Raw genomic sequence first — 17,662 nt, 5'->3', positions numbered from 1 at the left:
CGTAAAAAACGCGTGTTTCTCAAAAAATTAGATATTTGCGTCTTCAACTAACTTGGCTACAAGTTCTTGTTGAGCGGCATCATCAGATAATTGCTTACGGATTACTTTCTCAGCGATATCTAAAGAAAGTTCAGATACAACACCTTTGATTTCAGCCAACGCTTCTCTTTTTTCTGCATCAATAGAACTTCTTGCATCATCAACGATTTTCTTCGCTTCAGATTTAGCTTGTTCTGTTGCTTCAGCAATCATTTGATCTGCTTTTTTCTTCGCAGAAGTAATGATTTCTTCTCTTTCAGCACGAGCTTTCTCTTTTTCCTTCTCGTTTTCAGCTTTTAGATTAGCAATATCTGCTTTTGCTTGTTCAGCTGCTTTAAGAGCATTGTCGATAGACTCTTCTCTATCTTTTAAACCTTTTGAAATTACTGGAACGATCTTCACTCCGATAATCGCGAATACGATTAAGAAGAATAATGTGTTCCAAAATAAAAGACCTATACCAGGAGTTATAATATCCATCTCTTAATAATTTTGCGTGAGCGTTCTGACGTTTCTTTGTTGAAAGATACCCACCGCCGGGCAATCCCCTGTTGCGATGGATATCCAAACAAAATGTTTTCTGAATTTAGGGATTAACCTAAACCGATCAATAGACAAACTACTACTGCGAATAGTGCAACACCTTCAATCAAGGCTGCTGCGATAATCATTGCAGTTTGTAGGTTACCAGCGATTTCTGGTTGACGTGCCATCGCTTCAACAGCGTTACCACCGATTTTACCGATACCGATACCTGCACCGAATACTGCTAGACCAGCACCGATAGCTGCACCTAATTGACCTACGTTACCACTTACTTCTAATAAGATTGAAAGTAATGACATTTGAATTTTGTTTAAAAAGTTTATAAAAAGAAACGTATATGAAGCTTTCGCTTGCGCGAATATCATTCATTTGATTGTACCTAACAACTTACAGAGCAATTAATTAACTTAATTTCAGTAAATTGCGAGATTTCTTAGTGATGATCTGCTACTGCCGAACTAATAAACAGTGCTGATAACATCGTAAATATATATGCCTGCAGGAATGCTACAAAGATCTCCATAAAGAATAATGGGATAATGATAAATGAAGCAACTCCACCTACCCACCATTTTCCAATGATGAATACCAATGACATGAACGATAACAATACAATGTGACCACCTGTGATGTTAGCGAACAAACGAAGCATTAAGGCAATTGGCTTGGTAAACAAACCGATAATTTCTACTGGAATCATAATCGGAGACAACCACCAAGGTACACCCGGTGTAGCAAAAACGTGTCCCCAATATTGCTTATTACCACTGAAGTTTACGACTAAGAAAGTCATTACCGCAAACGTCATTGTGAAAGCAATATTACCTGATGAGTTCGCACCACCTGGAAGTAAGCCCATCAAGTTGTTGATTAATATAAAGAAGAATAGTGTAAGTAAATAAGGTAAGAACTTGTCTGTCTTTTTACCTAAGTTAGGAGCAATTACTTCGTCTCTCATGTAAAGAATTAGAGGTTCGAAGAAAGATTGGATTCCTGAAGGAGCTTTACCTACATTCTTTTTGTATCCTTTTGAGATTGCAGAGAACAAAATCAACAAAACAACTACAGATAATGCAGTTGACGTAGCATTTTTTGTTAATGAAAAGTCATAGATTACTTGATTTTCGTTATCAACATTTACAATGTGCTCATGGTGATTAACGTAAGTACCATAATTACCTTTTACTTTAGCATGGTGCAAGAAATCTCCTGAAGAGAAAAATTCAAAACCATTACCCGGTACATAAAGAATCACTGGTAATGAGATACCATAATGATGTTCGTGTCCGTGTTCATCTGTTGTCGTAATTAATGACCAATGATGTTCATCTTGAACGTGATGAAGGATAGTTGCTACTGGATCATAACCACTATCTGAAGCTTCTTCATGACCATCGCTAGCCAAAAGTGTCGAAGATTGTAAAAGTGCTGAAAAAAGCACTGCTAGCATTGCTAGACGGCTGTAAAAAGATAAATAATTACTTTTCATTCTTATAAAATCACTCATTTCCCCGATTTACCCTGCAACTTATGGTATAAGCAAATAATTTCAAAAATTGTGTAGGCAAAATAAAAAAAGAAGAAGCATAAAATAAAGCTCAACTTTTCTGTCTTGTCTGCATTTGCTTTTAAAAAAAACAGGATAAAAACAGTCAATGATAATACTAATCGGATCAAGACTGTAGCCATGTAAAATGTGTGAAAAGTGGGTCCGTTGCCGGTATCCGCACCTAAACACGTTATTTCAAATGACATTACCGCTAAAACAACATTGAAGATTAATTCATGATAAATGAAGCGGCCTAAATCAACTCCAAAGTGAGATGCTAACAGTATAAAAATGACAAATGACATTGTCACAATTAGCAAACCGACGTAGAAGCGTGTTCGAAAATCTAGATGCATTATAAAATTTCCAATTCTTCTAATTGGAATCGATTGCAAACATAAGGTAAACGAATTTAAACTTCAAAATGACATGGGTCATTTTTTTAGAAAATTGTCAACTTTACCTTTTTTTTTCATTATCGGGTCCTTTTTTAGATATTTTCTGTAATCCTTTGATTAAAATATACAAGGATGCAAACACTCCAAAGAGTAACAACCCTATGGTAAAATATGGTCCCTTAGTTTCAAAATACTCATCCAAATACTTTCCTCCGAAAGCACAGATTAATAATGTAACTATCATTTCTGTGCTTACAGAAGAATACTTAATAAAAGTAGAATATTTCTTTGAGTACTTTTTCTCGTCTGAACTATTTTGCTTTTCCATTTTCAACTTTCTCCTTTTCATCCACTGCATTTACAGTCTCTTGAGAAGTTGATGTTGTACTTGTTAGCAATGGTTTTTCATTTCCCATTTTACAAGTCCCATTAAAAACAGCACCTGGATCAATTGTCAAAGACTTTGTAATGATATCACCGTGAATTACAGCAGATCCTCTTAATACCAAGTTTTCTGCTACTTCTATACGTCCATGAATTTCACCTTCGATCTCTGCATTTTGAGCAAAAACATCCCCCTCAATCTGACCATCATTTCCTAGAAAAAATTTAGAATGACATTGAAGGTTACCAATGATCTTACCATCCATTCTCAAAACACCATGAGTCTCCACATCTCCTTTTAGTGTAGTTCCATGTCCGATAGTGTTATTTGTAGCAGTTCCTCCTTGTGGTACAGGTGCTACACTTCTTTCTTCGTTATTTCCGAATAATCCCATAATCGTAATCGTTTTTCTTTTAGGTTAGAGTACAATCCTAATGTGTCTATAAAATCTATTCAAATGCAATAAAATCCACTGGGTCAACAGGGATTCCATTGTACCATAATTCAAAATGTAAATGCTGACCGTCTGTCATTTCTCCACTGTTACCAATAATGGCAATAATATCCCCTGCTCTTACAGACTCACCCACTTTTTTAAGCAACACGGAGTTGTGTTTATAAAATGACACTACTTGCCCTTTGTGTTGAATACCTATAACATAACCAGAATCTTGTGTCCAAGAAGATAAAATAACTGTCCCTTCAGAAATCGCTTTTATTCCTTCATTTCTTTTTGCTAGAACATCCACACCAAAATGAGACTCCTTTAAGCTAAATTTTTTAGAAAGCACTCCATTAGAAACAGGAGGAAAGAAAAACACGTTCTCTATTCCAGAATAATTGCTTGTCACTGAAGTCGGCTTTAATTCCACTCCTTCAAACTCACTTCTAAACAAGGAATCTACAGGATCAATAGTTTTTAAATCAACTTGAATATCTGATACCTCTTCGGTATTTACAATTTTTGCTTTATAATCCTCTTCATCATCTACTTCTCCATCAATAATTGCCTTGATAGTAGCCATATAAACATCTTTTTCATCAGATGCTATCTTTAGAGAATCAAGTGATCTTTCCATTTCAATCAACTTTCTATCTGTCTCTCTATAAGCCACCCTAGGGTCAAAAATTCTAGATAGCAAAGTGGTTGCGAGAAGAAAACTCAAAACTCCTAAAACAGAAAATATCATCCCTAAAACCAAAAGAATCTTCACATAACTAAATCTGTATGCTGCTCTTTCAGCAAAGGTTTCTTCATCTCTTACGACCAAAACAAATCTAGTGGTTAGCCACTCTGATAACGTTTTTCCTTGTTTCTTCATCAAATTATCTCCTTGTTAAGAAGTTTCCCTTCTACGAATTCGGTCAAAGACCTTTCCAAGACTATGTTTATAACCCGTAAAATTACAATAAATAGTCACTTTATATACATTTTATATGAACTATTGATTTTTTATAACTTTTTGGACGATAAAAAAACGTAAATTTGTTAGTTGATTCATTAAGGTGTAGATTGATCGATGAATATTACTCGCCTACTTAAACTAATGGTCTTCAGTAGGCCTCAACAATCAATAGTAAACAATAAGAACCTACTTGCTCATAATAATGAAGCATACTTTTTCACATAAAAAATACTTTTTAGCCTTTAAGGTGATTTTATTTTTGATACTTGGCACAACAACTTCTTGTCATTTTTATCATAATACCGCCACTCATTATAATTCCTACTTTTTAGCAAGAGAAGGAATGGATAGGTTTCATAAGCAATTATTTGAGGCTCATCAGGATGATTACAATGATGTCCTTTCGATTCTTATTCCTTTGGATACGAATCAAACAATGAATTATAAAGAGGACCTTGATTATGTGATTACTAAAGCATCACGTCCAATTAAGTTTCATAAATCCAGCGATTTTATTGATGAATGTTATTTACTTGTCGGTTGGGTGAGAATGTATAAAGGTGACTTTGAAAATGCCTTGACTACATTTAAATATGTCAATTCTAAATTCACCGATGAGGACAGTAGACATGCTGCTTTGAATGCGTTGTTAAGAATGTTTATTGAAACAGACGAAGAAGCCAACATGAATTTGGTGTTAGACATCATCAAACAGCAAAAAGCTCCTTACAATAAACTAAATACTAAAGATTATCATCTAAATCTGGCACATTACTTCAGAAATAAAAACTTCTATCCAGAAGCGATTAAGCACTTACGTATTGCTGCAGATTTAGAGGAAAAGAAAGTATATAGAACTAGATACTATTTTATTTTAGGTCAGCTTTACGAAAAAATTGGAGATATTGACAACTCGTACCGTTACTATGTAAAATCTAGAAAAATCTCAAAAACAAACGAATTAGATTTCCAATCGGATATAAGTGCGCATAGTATGCAGCCCGTTGATTTTGGTGATCCAAAACAAGAAAAGAAAATAGAGAAATACTTCGCAAAGAAACTAAAGGATCATAATTACTGGGATTACAGAGATAAAATATATTATGAAAAGGCACAATTCGAAATGAGAAAACCTGATTACGATAAGGCCTTACATTATTTTAATGAATCGGTTCAAGTAAGTACAACCAACCAAACTCAAAAAGGCCACTCTTATTGGGAATCGGGTAAAATCTATTACGACGAGAAACAAGATTATATTAAGGCTGCAGCTTATTATGATAGTGCAGTACAAAACTTCAACGAAAGTGTATATGGCTTTGAAAACATCAAAAAAAGATCAGAAAATCTTCAAGAACTGGCGAAATACACAAAGATGGTCGAAGAAAATGAGCGTCTGATAAAGTTGTACGAAATGAGCGAAGAAGAGCGAAATGAATTTCTTGAAAAAGAAATGGAAGAGGAAAAAGAAGAGCTCATATTAAGACAACAGTACGCTTTAGAAAACGAAAAGAAAAGACAAAAGCCAGAGACTTCTAGTTCAGGGTCATTCAGCAATAAAGAATCAACCGAGTTTTATTTCTATAATACAAATGCAATTTCTCAAGGAAAATCTCAATTCTTGAGAACATGGGGTTCAAGACCTTTGGAAGACAATTGGAGAAGGTCGAATAAAATGGAGTTTAGCAGCAATGATAACCTTGCTAATCAAAATGACGATCCAAGAAAGAACAACAACAAAGGCAAACACAAATCTAATGAAGATGGAGAAGGCGGTAGTGAAGACTTATTTGCTGGTTTAAAATCTGTAGAAGAAAGAAAAGCTGAAATTCCAGGGAACGAGGGTGAACTTCAGAATACAAAGAATAAATTAGGTGATGGTGTTTTCGGTCTAGGTAAAGTGTACCTATATAGAATGAAAATGAATGATCATGCTTTAGAAAACTTCTACAGAATGATAAAGCAATTTAAAGATCATGAAATGGCGCATGAGGCTGCTTACCTTATTTATGTTATTTGTAAAACAGATGATAGTTGCGATGAAGAACTAGCAAAAAGCTTCTTGATAAATTATTACCCTGATTGTCTTTATGCCAAGATTCTTAAAAATCCAAATTACATTAAAGAAACCAATGAAAGAGAATTGTACATAGAAAATTTATACGCTGATGCTTACAAGATGTATATCAATGGGCAGTACAATGAGTCGGATATCAAATTGACTGAGTTATTTACACAGTTCCCGGATAGTGATTTTGAAATCAAAGGTCGCTTTCTGAGAGTTTTACTTATCGGTAGAACCACCAAATATTACAAAATTTTCAAGAAAGCTTTAGAAGACTATTTAGAGAAATACCCTGATAGTGAATTCGAGGAAACTGCTCGAGGTATGCTAGATGAAATCGATGAAGCTCGATTGAAAAACGGGTATATTCCTGGTAGATATCATGATTATCAAATCACTATAGAAGAGTAAACCTTTCTTAATATACTCTTCTTTGGTATGGTTTTCTTGAGATCAATTTAAAGTAGTCATTACAAAACACCGTTAATGCTGCTGGTTTCATAAAATTTAAAAATGCCTTTTTGATCAAAATGATTAAATTGCGGTAATTTTACTTGTCATATCTTTAATTCTTAGACTAAAAAAACAGTTCTGAACTTTTTTATATATGTACTTAAAAACGATTAAAGCACTCTGGATCCTATTTTTTGTGGGATTAATATCCATAATCATTTTTGGGGTTTCACTTAAAAATAACTGGTTTAACCTATATGGTAAACTCCCCGATCCTAGTGTGTTAGAAAATCCTGACCGTAACGAAGCTTCTGAATTATACTCAGCAGACGGAGTATTGTTAGGTAAATATTTTAGAGAGAATAGAAAAAAGGTTGAATATGATGAATTATCAGAAGACCTTAAAAATGCTTTAGAAGCATCTGAAGATATTCGTTTCTACCAACATTCCGGTATTGATTTTAAAGCGACTCTTGCTGTACCTTATTATTTAGCGAAATATGTAATAAGTAAAGGTAAACGAAGAGGTTCTTCGACGATTACACAGCAGCTTGCTAAAAACCTATTTAAAATACGTCGTGATGAAAATCTAGAAGGAAGACTATCTAGCATTAAATATCTTGACCTTGTCATCAACAAATTCAAAGAATGGATTGTTGCTGTGGAATTAGAAACTGCCTATACAAAAAGAGAAATCTTAACCATGTACTTAAATACAGTGGATTTCGGATCAAACTCTTTTGGTATTCATACTGCAGCACAAACATTTTTTTCAACCACTCCTGATAGTCTGAACATTCCCCAGTCAGCTTTGCTAATAGGAATTTTACAAGCACCTTCAAGTTATAGTCCTGTATATAATCCAGATAAAGCAATTACAGTTCGTAATAATGTTATTGGACAAATGGCTAAATATGGTTTTATAACAAAGGAGGAAAAAGAGAAATACATTGCTACAGATTTAGAACTAGAATATAATGTAGAAAACCACAACAAAGGTTTAGCTCAATATTTTAGAGCGGAAGTAGTAAAAGATATCAGACGTTTTTGTAGAGAAAAAGGATTGGACCTTTATGGTGATGGCTTGAAAATTTACTCTACAATCGATTCTAGAATTCAAATTAAAGCTGAAGCTGCCGTCAAAAAGCATATGATGGAGCAACAAACATTATTTGATGAACACTGGAAAGGACACGGCGATCCTTGGAGAGATAGAGAAGGTGAAGTAATTCCAAATTTCCTTCCAATGTCAATTAGAAGAACTGCCGTTTGGAAAGGTTTAAACAAACAATACGGTGGTGATTCATTAAAAATTGACAAGGCATTAAAAGTAAAGAAGAAAATGAGAGTCTTCTCTTGGAATGCTCCAAATTACGAGAAAGACACTGTAATGAGTTCTTATGACTCATTGCGTTACTATAAGATGTTCTTACAAGTTGGAATGATGTCGATGGAACCAAAAACAGGTAATATTAAAGCTTGGGTAGGTGGCATCAACTATAAATACTTTAAATACGACCACGTTCGTTTAGGTTATAGACAACCTGGATCTACATTTAAGCCTTTCTTGTATGCAAAAGCTTTGGAAGATCGCTTCCAACCTTGTTCTCCGGTAACCGATTTACCAATTACCTTTACAGCTGAAGAAGCAATGGCTGATAAACCTTGGACGCCAAAGAATGCTGATAGTTATAGTGGAAAGACCTATACACTTAGACAAGCAATGTCTCGTTCTATTAACACCGCTGCAGCATACTTAGTAAAAGTCTTAGGTGCACCTAACTTATCTAGATACGCAAGAGATAAATTTGGCTTTAAATTTATCAGAGATAAGATGTTCAACTACATGGTTTCTGATGATGAAAGAGCAAGAGGTATAACAGGTTACGATAAAAAGCCTATTGCAGGTGTTCCTTCCCTTTGTTTGGGTACAGAAGATGTTTCCGTTTATGAAATGGTAACTGCTTACTCGGTGTTTATCAATAAAGGTACTTGGACTGAACCTCAATTCTTAACTCGTATCGAAGATAAATACGGTAAAGTATTGAAAGAATTCACTCCTAAGAAAGAGGAGGTTCTTAACGAGAAAACTGCTTGGTTAATGACATATATGCTTAGAGGTACATCTGAAGAATCGGGAGGTACAGCTTTAAGATTAAATCGTTATAAATTTAAGAAAGATAGTCATGTTGCTGGTAAAACTGGTACAACAGCCAATTTCTCTGATGCTTGGTTTATGGGCTTTACTAACGACTTAGTAACAGGTGTATGGTGTGGTGCTGAAGATCGCTCAGTTCACTTTAGAACGATTAAATATGGTCAAGGTGCAAGACAAGCCTTACCTGCATTTGCTTACTTCATGGAAGACGTTTATGAAGACAAAAAATTATGTAAAGAATTACATTACAACAAAGGTTTCTTCCCTGAACCATCTATGAATTTAGGGGTAGAATTAGATTGTAGTAAATTTGATCCAGATCAATTTGGAGATTTTGATGCTGAACCTGATTCTACAATGGAAGAACAATACGAGGCTCCAACAGAAGTTGGAGATGGCATTTTGTAATTCAATAGAGATATTAAAATTAAAGCGAGGAACGTGAAGACTTTCCTCGCTTTTTTATTCAAAAAAAACAACTATGGATATTCGTACGAAAAATAAAATTGAATCAAGCTTGGAAATAAAAGTGGAACCTTTTCGTTCGGGTATTCGAAAAACCAATCCGCATAAGCATCATAAGTATATGGAGATTGTGTATCTATCTCAAGGAGAAGGCGCACATACAATAGATTACGATACTTATCAAATCGACCAACCTATATTGTTTTTTATCCAAAAAGACCAAATGCATCATTGGAATTTACAATCCGATCCAAAAGGATATGTGATTATCATGAAAAAAGGTTTTTTAGATAATAGTAAAGACAAACAGCTTATTGACTTGATAGGTGAATTGAGCCACTATCCTTCACTATCAGTAAAAGAAACTTCAACCATCAACCAACTATTTGATTTACTCACCAAGGAAGTCAAATTATCTGGAAAATATCAACATGATATTGTGGAAGGTCTATTAAAAACTTTATTTTCAAAACTACTTAACCATTCATCTCCAAAAGTAGAAAACCAATCTACATACAACGCTACATTTATCCAGTTTAAAGAGCTATTGGAAGGAGGAGATCAAGTAATTAATAGTGTGAATCATTATGCAGAATTGATGCATACTACCCCTCAGAATTTAAATAGTATTGTAAAAAATGCAACTGGAATTTCTGCTTCAGTATTTATTGGCGAGTACATTATAAAAGAAGCCAAAAGAATGTTGTTGTACACGAATATGACGGCTAGTGAAATCGCTTTTCATTTAAATTTCAAAGACTCTTCTCACTTTACAAGGTATTTCAAAAGAAAGGTAGAGGTTACTCCTGTTCAGTTTAGAAATTCTTAATATACGTTTATAACAATACCTACAACTTTCCCCGTCTCTCCATATTTTCAAAATGTACATTTATAAAGGTGAATTTTTTCAAATAGACCATTCACCTACTCTTCTCATCCATCATCTTTGTATTGTGTGACATGTAGATGTAATTATACTTTTATCTACACCAACTTCAAACCAATTAAAAAAACAATCTAGACCTAATGAAACAAATCTTATCTTTCATTTTGATATGTATCAATGTGTCTCTAGTATCTGCACAAAATTTTCAGATTTCAGGGCAACTCATTGATAACGATAATCAAGAAACCATTCCTTATGCATCTGTAAAACTTTTAGATGCACAACAAGAGATCATCACCTTTACAAGCTCTGACTTCGATGGTAAATTCGAATTGAATAAAGTAAAGAAAGGAGACTATACCATTGAAGTTTCTTTTGTAGGGTATCACTCCCTAACCAAATCAATTTCTTTATCGAATGATTTAAATCTTGGTACTGTTTTCCTTGCTCCAAATGTTCAGCAGTTAGACGAAATTGTAGTAAAGGATTTAAAAGAAACAGTATCCACAAAAATCGACAGAAAAGTATATGCAGCTTCTGATTTTGAAACTGCAAGAAGTGGTACTGCAACTGATATGTTGAATAAACTTCCTCAGATTTCTGTATCTCCGGAAGGTGATGTATCCGTTCGTGGCACCCAAGGATTTATGGTCTACGTTAATGGTAAACCTACACAAATAGATCCTTCTACTTTGTTATCTCAAATCTCTGCTGGTTCTATTGAAAACATTGAGGTAATTACTGTCCCTTCAGCTAAATACGATGCTCAAGGAAAGGCAGGTATCATCAACATCACAGTCAATAAATCTGAATTGGAAGGTACTTCTGTAACTGCTGGCGGTATGCTTGGTGGATCTCCTTGGAGAGATGGAGCCGAACCTGTTCGTGGTGGTGGTAATTTCAACATCACTCATCAAAAAGATAAATGGACTTTTAATGCTGGTGCAAACTATTTAAGTAGAAATGTAGATGGACGTCGTGAAGGTGAATCTGAAATCACTCAGAAAGATGAATTCGGCAACCGTACGGGTACTTATCACATGGACGCGGCAGGTGATCGCCCAGAGTGGCATGTCAACTATTCTGCTAATGCTGGTGTGGGTTACGACTTTAATGATAACACTTCATTAAAAGCGTCTTATTTCTATGGACACAAGAGTAACAAACGTACAGCGAATTATGTGTACCATAACTATTACAAAGGACTAGACGGACAGATTATTGATGGTGCTGAGGAATATATTTATAACCCCAATACCCATAATCGTTTTGGTGATTTCCACACTGCCAATCTAGACTTCTTCCATCAATTTGAAGATAAATCAAAATTAAACTTAGGGTTAGTTTATGAGCACTCTATTTTGGGAGACGACTTGGATAATAAAAACCAAGTTTATGATAAAGGAACAGAGACTCCTCAAGAAACGATCTTAACGCACTATACTCAAACTACAGATCAACCACTACATGCCATTCGTTTTTCATTAGATTACGAAAAGCCAATTAGTGATAATCAAACAGTATCTTTTGGTGTACAACCTCAATTCTTAACACAGTCGGGTAATTATAATTACGATACGCTTAACCTAAATAATGGTGCTTGGGAAGAACATCCTTATTCAAATAGCTACGATTTAAAACGTAATATTTATGCAGGTTACGTAGATTATTCGGCGAGTTTTGGCAAATTGAATTTAAAAGCTGGACTTCGTTTAGAATATACAGACCAAGTAATGACTGTAGGTAACTACGAAGTTTTCCCAATTGTTGATGTACCTGAACAAGATGAGTTTGTAGTACAACAATTAAATGCCTTCCCTTCATTAAACTTGGATTATGAGTTTAACGAAAATAACCGATTGATTTTTGGTGCGAGTAGACGTATCAACCGTCCTCCAACAAAAAATATGGCACCATTCCTTTACAGAAGGCATTTTGAGGTATACGAAGTAGGTGATCCAACTCTTCAACCAGAATTCGTTAACCTTGCTGAGGTTACTTTTGATAAGAAAATCGGTAACCAAAACATTAGCTTAACTGCTTTCTATAGAGGTGTGGAAAATGCTGTATTCCGTGTGAATGTAGTGAATGAAGGCGAAAACGTTTTAATGCGTTCATACACTAATGCAGGTGATGATCAATCGTTAGGTTTGGAATTGAACTCGAACTTCAATATTGCTAAAAGAGTGAAATTATTTATGGGAGGTTCATTGTATCATTATGCAATCAACGGTTCAATTTATGGACAAACTATTGATCAAAGTAGCTTAAACTGGAGCTTGAAATCGACACTAAATACTGAACTCTCTAAAACTTTAAGTTTTGTGTTTGATATCGATGTTCAATCGGCAACTGTAACTGCACAAGGTCAGAATGACTTGTTCTATATGTCGAATATTGCTTTGGTGTATAAACCTACGACCATGCCTAATTGGGCATTCACTGGTAGAGCAAACGACATCTTCCAATCGAACATTAAAGGTTTAGATACTACGGGTAAGGATAGAAACTCAAATGAGAATACTTTCTATCAAAGAACCACTTACTACAGATATGGACCTATCGTAGAGTTTAGTGTAAATTACACCATGAATGCTAAGCCTAAGAAGAAAGGTAAGAAAACAGAATTTGATAAACAGTTCTAATCAAATTATAAAGTAAAAGGGGCTGATTTTTCATTTGAAGAATCAGCCCCTTTTTCATATCAAATAGTTTATTTTTTGATGAACTTCTTAGTAAATCGTTCTCCATTATTCATTTCCATCTGAATGATATACAATCCAGGAGATAGATCACTAATATCCATTTTATATTCCTCCATATTATTTGATGATAACACCGACTGACCAGTTGTTTTCATCAAATGAATTTGGTTAATTTTTTCCGGAGAGCTTATATAAAGCATATTTCCATTGTTCGGGTTAGGATATACTATTGGGCCAAGAGATCTGAGATCATCTTCTAAATTGGTGATGGAAGCATCTACCAAGATAGCATCATCAAATTGCCTTTGTACATTAGTACCTACAGCAAACATAACGATGTCTTTTTGACCTTCAGTTGCCCATTCCACTTCATGTGGGCCTTCACCAAAAACAACAGACGGTGTCGCATCATCTTCTTCTCCAAAGAACCAACCGATTAACGTACTATCAGCAGTTGATTGGTTGGTAAACACTACTGGTGAATTAAGTCCGACTTGTGTTTTATCAGATGAATAATCGAATGAAAGAGAGTTTACATTTGGATTATAATCAACTACTCTAAAATCATCCATTGCTAAACCAATTCCTCCAGAAGAATCTTGATTAGCGGCTACAAAGAACATACGAATGGCTATTTGTTCTCCTTCAAACCCTGCCAATGGAATATATTTAGTGACCCACTCGTCGTTTGTAGAACCTGTAATAATTGGAAAATCTTCTCCTCCCCAGAAATCTTCCGACGACAATTCATTATGCCAAGCAGGGTCTGTATACCCTCCAAGCAATCTCCACGATCGGCCAAAATCGTTGGAGAATTCAACAAACATTCCATCTACTAAGTCCTTAATATCATGTTTAATATTAAATGAGAAACGTTGTGTATTACTTTCTGTGTCGGTACTTGCCGGAAGATCAAATACTGATGTATAAAGATAGAACCCTGTTGGAATTCTATACCCCGCAGTATCTGCTCCCAATACAAAAGCATTACTTCCACTTGTTGTTCCCGATTTACCAGCTATAGTGGAATTTCCTTTTGCCAAATCGGTTCCAGCTAAATTTAATGAGTAGAATAAAAGATCGTCTGACTCCAAATCTCCTCCATCTGCTAACTCGAATGGAACACTTTTTACACCTAGAATTGGAATAGTATCCTTATGGTTCATCATTTGATCTCCATTAATGTATAGCTCTACTTCAAATTCTCCTGTAGTATCTGTATAAATGTGTGTTGGACTTTGTTCTGTTGAAGTGGTACCATCACCAAAATCCCAATTGTATGAAGTTGCCCCGCCTGAATTATAAACAAAACGAACAGGTCTATTTGTGTACTCTACATCAGAAGTAATATTAAAATCTGCTGATGGATCTTCTTTTGTCACTTCAAAATCTCTGATCATAAACCCATCATCAGTATCTTCAATTTGGAAAGCTGATTCATGACGATAAACAAATCGGAAACGAACATTATTTCCTGCCAAGAAAGATACATTGTAAGCGGTAGAATCATTTTCATAAATGCCTAACCAACCTGTTTGATTCTCAAAAATGATAGGATGAATCGCACAGGCATCTTCAGGAGATTTATTGTACCAACCAAAACCTAAACCATCGTTAGCTTCACCAAGTAACTCCCAGGTACCACCATTGTCTACGGTGTATTGCATCTGACATGCTGCAGGAGCATTACAATAGGTAATATCCATACTCTTTGTGAAGTTGATCTTGTACTCCTTCCCTGTTTCCGTCATATCAAAAGTTGGCGTATATAAAATCGCCGCATACGATCGATTAGGTACTCCGCCTTGTGCTGCAGTTACCCATACCGTAGAATCTCCACTTGATATAAAATCTCCTCTAGCTCTTGACCATTCCCATACATCATCTCCATCCCCACCATCGAGATATACGGTTTCAGTCACAAAACCACCTGTATCTGCTAGGAAATCTGTAGAGAATGGAAGTGTTTTTGATGGTCCTGATGGAGGTCCTTCCGTCATTCTCAATCCTCGTCTAAATGTATTTGATCTACCTTCAGCATCAGTAACTTTCAAACTGATGATATAAGATTCTAATTCAGGTATTTCTGAGTAGTTATGAACTATCGTATCAGCAGCTGATGTACTAGTTTGACTATCCCCAAAGTTCCACTCATATGTGGCTCCAGTGGCATAAGATAAATTGACAAACTTGATATCTTGATTAATAATACCATTATCTGATAATATATCGAAGGCTGCTATTGGTCGATTGGATAATAAAGCATCCATCGCCGCACTCATATTGATTCTACCCGACCCTAATGCATTTTGATAATTAGGGTTTCTTGGGTTAATATCTGTGGCGGTACCTTTTAATAAGGCCGACATTTGTAATGGTGAAATCGTTGAGTCTTGTGTTAATAAAAATGCAGCTGCTCCGGCTACCATAGGACAAGCCATTGAGGTTCCTGTATAAGGTGCATAATCTCCATCTAGTGATCCATTATCTGCCGCTACTGTACTGATAATGTCCGTACCAGGGGCTGAAATATCAATCCATGGTCCATATTGTGAAGAAGGTGCTTTCACATCATTACTTGTAGTATTGGCAACGGCCATCACGTAGTCATAACCTGCAGGATAACTTGGTAGATTTACGTTATCATTACCTGCGGCTGCAACGAAAAACATTCCATATTCTTCAGAAGCTTCACGAATCATTCTCGCCACTGTAGCCGAATAGAAATAGCTACCGTACGACATACTCACCACATTTGCTCTCATCTCAATGGCGTACATTAAAGCTTCTGTAGCATGAGTAATTAGTCGTGCATCTGGAGTATCGTCTGATGTTGCTTTCACTGCAAGGATTTTCACTCTATTATTAGAAACCGAAGCTCCACCTACACTGTTATTAGTCGCTGCAGCTGAAATACCTGCACAGTGAGTTCCGTGTGAAAATGTATATCGATCTGCCTGGTTTGATGGAGGATTTGGATTTGGATCACCATTAATATATTCATCTCCGGAAGCATCCCATCCTTGGTAATCATCTACGTAACCGTTTAAATCATCATCCTTACCATTATTAGGAATCTCTTTTGTGTTCGTGAAAATATTTGGTGCTAAATCTTCATGAGTGATTAATACGCCATCATCAACAATGGCTACTACAATATCATTTTGAGGAGTATTAGCATTATCAGATAGCTTAGACCAAGCCTCTATTGCTCCAACCAAATTTAAATGATATTGAGATCCTGCTAAAGGGTCGTTGGGATCACTGTAAATTTGAGGTAAAGGCACATTCTCAACATACAATACATTAGGATCAGCACTTAACTCTTGCATAAAACGTCTAAGATCGACACCATCATTAAGTGTAATCTGTAGAACATCTGATACCGAATTTTTAAGTACTTTCATTGGTTCTATCACCGAAGCAATTCTAGCATCAGTTAATTGTCTGAATAGATTTCTTTTCTCAGTTTCAACAAATACATCCTGATCAGTATCCATATAAGCCATTTGAATGTCTGTTGGATTTTTCAACCGAACAAATAGCTTATTAGGAGATGAAAACTCCTTATCAGTAATTAACCTTGGTTGAGGTGTTGTAATTTGTCTTATGTTTTGAGCATATCCGTTATGAATAAAAAACAGACAGCCAAGTATTGCTATTATGAAATTAATTTTTCTCATGATGTCTATTTTTTAGTTAAGAATAATGTCCATTGTCTTGTCGTAATTCCATCAGAGAACAAAACATCCAAGCTAATCTCTCCGGAAGAAGCGGTCGTACCTGATATCGTTATGTATTCATCAGATGGTCCCAAGAACTCTCCACACTGATCGATAATTTGGAAAGGAATATCTTGTAAATCACCCGCGATATTTGATATCTCATACAATCCCCAAATATTGTCTGGGTTGGCACTATCTGCCGTTTTGGTTATGGTTACATCTGGGACGTCAACAATTCCTTCATCTTTAGTAATTCTTGCAGCATATGTACCATCTAAATCAGATGGACAGTGGATATCTCTAATAAGAAGATTATATTCTCTTTTTATTCCACCTTGTCCGACAGTTACCTCAGAATTATCATCAAGATTTTTTGCTGAAGAGAGAATAACACTTAAGAATTTACCATTAGGTTTATCTACTCCTTGAACTACCAATGGAGAAACTTCGATCGTAGCTGTATTTCTTGTATTGGTAAAACTCTGTTCTCCCGATTCATCTTGCGTTTTTTCTCTATTCTTTATGATAAAAGTCCCCCCATTTTCGGTGGCAAACTTCTCTACAATAACAGATGAATTGGCTTCATTTCTTTCGATAGCCTTTGCTGTAAAATCGGTTCCAAAAACGGCATCTCCTGCAAAACTATATTTTACTTCCACACCTCTTGATGTTTGAATAGCATAAGGCATTTCTACTACCAAACTCAAAGGAATAGAATTTTCTCTCACAGAGTCAGGAGAAGTTGTTGCGGTTTCAAATGAAACTGTAGAACCCGAAAACCCTGCATTCAGCTCTTCTGAATATGTATCGTATAACTCGCAACTTTGAAAGGTGAAAGCTATACCTAAAGTGATGATATAAATTAATTTTCTCATACAATTT

General features: G+C 35.4%; 12 protein-coding genes. 4 read left to right on the top strand and 8 right to left on the bottom strand.

Annotation, left to right across the window (positions count from 1 at the left end; translation table 11 throughout):
- Positions 1-27: 27 nt before the first annotated feature.
- From atpF to KMW28_RS03010, 6 genes are all read right to left on the bottom strand, one after another.
- Positions 28-519 carry a F0F1 ATP synthase subunit B gene (atpF, locus tag KMW28_RS03035; protein ID WP_066210214.1) on the bottom strand — a complete coding sequence of 164 codons (492 nt, stop codon included), beginning with the start codon at positions 517-519 and terminating at the stop codon, positions 28-30.
- 113 nt (positions 520-632) lie between these two features.
- A complete protein-coding gene (atpE, locus tag KMW28_RS03030; RefSeq protein ID WP_044222836.1) occupies positions 633-884 on the bottom strand; it encodes an ATP synthase F0 subunit C in 252 nt (83 codons plus the stop codon).
- Positions 885-1,018: 134 nt separating this feature from the next.
- Positions 1,019-2,074: a F0F1 ATP synthase subunit A gene (gene atpB, locus KMW28_RS03025; RefSeq protein ID WP_240972883.1), complete on the bottom strand. Its 1,056-nt coding sequence runs from the start codon at positions 2,072-2,074 to the stop codon at positions 1,019-1,021.
- Between the two features lie 519 nt (positions 2,075-2,593).
- Positions 2,594-2,860 carry an AtpZ/AtpI family protein gene (locus KMW28_RS03020; RefSeq protein ID WP_066210217.1) on the bottom strand — a complete coding sequence of 89 codons (267 nt, stop codon included), beginning with the start codon at positions 2,858-2,860 and terminating at the stop codon, positions 2,594-2,596.
- Positions 2,844-3,311, bottom strand: coding sequence for a bactofilin family protein (locus KMW28_RS03015; protein ID WP_066210218.1), 468 nt, complete (start codon positions 3,309-3,311; stop codon positions 2,844-2,846). Before KMW28_RS03015 ends, KMW28_RS03020 begins: the two co-directional genes overlap by 17 nt.
- A 55-nt stretch (positions 3,312-3,366) precedes the next feature.
- Positions 3,367-4,239, bottom strand: a complete 873-nt coding sequence (locus KMW28_RS03010) for a M23 family metallopeptidase (protein WP_066210219.1) — start codon at positions 4,237-4,239, stop codon at positions 3,367-3,369.
- A gap of 286 nt (positions 4,240-4,525) precedes the next feature.
- On the opposite strand from KMW28_RS03010, the gene porW reads away from it, so the two are divergent.
- The 4 genes from porW to KMW28_RS02990 all read left to right on the top strand — a co-directional run bounded on the left by porW (position 4,526) and on the right by KMW28_RS02990 (position 12,995).
- Positions 4,526-6,799, top strand: coding sequence for a type IX secretion system periplasmic lipoprotein PorW/SprE (gene porW, locus KMW28_RS03005; protein WP_169664949.1), 2,274 nt, complete (start codon positions 4,526-4,528; stop codon positions 6,797-6,799).
- Between the two features lie 196 nt (positions 6,800-6,995).
- On the top strand, positions 6,996-9,407 hold the full coding sequence (locus KMW28_RS03000; protein WP_169664950.1) for a transglycosylase domain-containing protein: 2,412 nt from the start codon (positions 6,996-6,998) through the stop codon (positions 9,405-9,407).
- 73 nt (positions 9,408-9,480) lie between these two features.
- A complete protein-coding gene (locus KMW28_RS02995; protein ID WP_169664951.1) occupies positions 9,481-10,293 on the top strand; it encodes an AraC family transcriptional regulator in 813 nt (270 codons plus the stop codon).
- Between the two features lie 197 nt (positions 10,294-10,490).
- Positions 10,491-12,995: a TonB-dependent receptor domain-containing protein gene (locus tag KMW28_RS02990; protein WP_169664952.1), complete on the top strand. Its 2,505-nt coding sequence runs from the start codon at positions 10,491-10,493 to the stop codon at positions 12,993-12,995.
- A gap of 68 nt (positions 12,996-13,063) precedes the next feature.
- Here KMW28_RS02990 and KMW28_RS02985 read toward each other — a convergent pair whose 3' ends face one another.
- Complete coding sequence (locus KMW28_RS02985) at positions 13,064-16,738, bottom strand: S8 family serine peptidase (RefSeq protein ID WP_169664953.1); 3,675 nt, start codon at positions 16,736-16,738, stop codon at positions 13,064-13,066.
- Between the two features lie 5 nt (positions 16,739-16,743).
- Entirely contained in the window at positions 16,744-17,655 is a 912-nt protein-coding gene (locus tag KMW28_RS02980) for a hypothetical protein (protein WP_169664954.1), read from the bottom strand.
- Between the last annotated feature and the right edge of the window lie 7 nt (positions 17,656-17,662).

This window comes from Flammeovirga yaeyamensis (genome assembly GCF_018736045.1).
Lineage (GTDB): Bacteria > Bacteroidota > Bacteroidia > Cytophagales > Flammeovirgaceae > Flammeovirga > Flammeovirga yaeyamensis.
The sequence above is the reverse complement of the archived record's forward strand: the minus strand, read 5'-3'. Positions and strand labels throughout refer to the sequence as shown.